1 protein-coding gene is annotated in these 741 nt (G+C 50.3%); it reads left to right on the forward strand.

The features are described 5' to 3' along the window. The coding region (locus tag A3751_RS20420; RefSeq protein ID WP_156492683.1) for an FAD-dependent oxidoreductase at positions 1 to 693 on the forward strand (693 nt) is incomplete at its 5' end. Between the last annotated feature and the right edge of the window lie 48 nt (positions 694 to 741).

A 741-nucleotide genomic window follows, 5' to 3' on the forward strand; every position in this document is an offset into this window, starting at 1 on the left:
GTGAAACGTAACTTGGTTTACGTTAACTACAAAGATGCCAAGGGCGAACAAGAGCTAAAAGTGGACAAGTTAATTGTCGGAGTTGGCCGAGCACCTGTTACTGACGGTTTGCTCTCTGCGGATAGCGGCGTCAATCTTGACGAACGGGGCTTCATTTATGTTGATGACCAGTGCCAAACAGACGTGCCGGGCGTTTACGCAATTGGTGATGTGGTTCGTGGTCCAATGCTCGCGCATAAAGGTAGCGAAGAAGGTGTCATGGTTGCCGAGCGAATTGCCGGTCAGAAGACGCAAGTTAATTACGACACGATTCCTGGTGTAATTTATACGCATCCAGAGCTCGCATGGGTTGGTCAAACAGAAGAGCAACTCAAGGCCGATGGCGTACCATACAATGTTGGTGTGGCACCCTTTGCAGCGAGCGGCCGTGCAATGGCCGCAAACTCGACAGCTGGTATGGTGAAGATACTAGCGCATGAAGAGACTGATCGGGTGTTGGGCGTCCATATCATAGGCCCAAGTGCATCAGAATTGATCGCGCAAGCTGTGATTGCAATGGAGTTTGGGTCTAGTGCCGAAGACCTTGGCTTGACTGTGTTTGCGCACCCAACGCTATCAGAGTCCGTCCACGAGGCGGCATTAGCAGTCGGTGGACATGCCATTCACGTTGCGAATCGCAAGAAGAGAAAATAGATTGTTAAGCAATCTCTGTAGTATTAAAGGTTACGCTGCTAAAAGCGG

The sequence above is a fragment of the Oleiphilus sp. HI0080 genome (assembly GCF_001635135.1).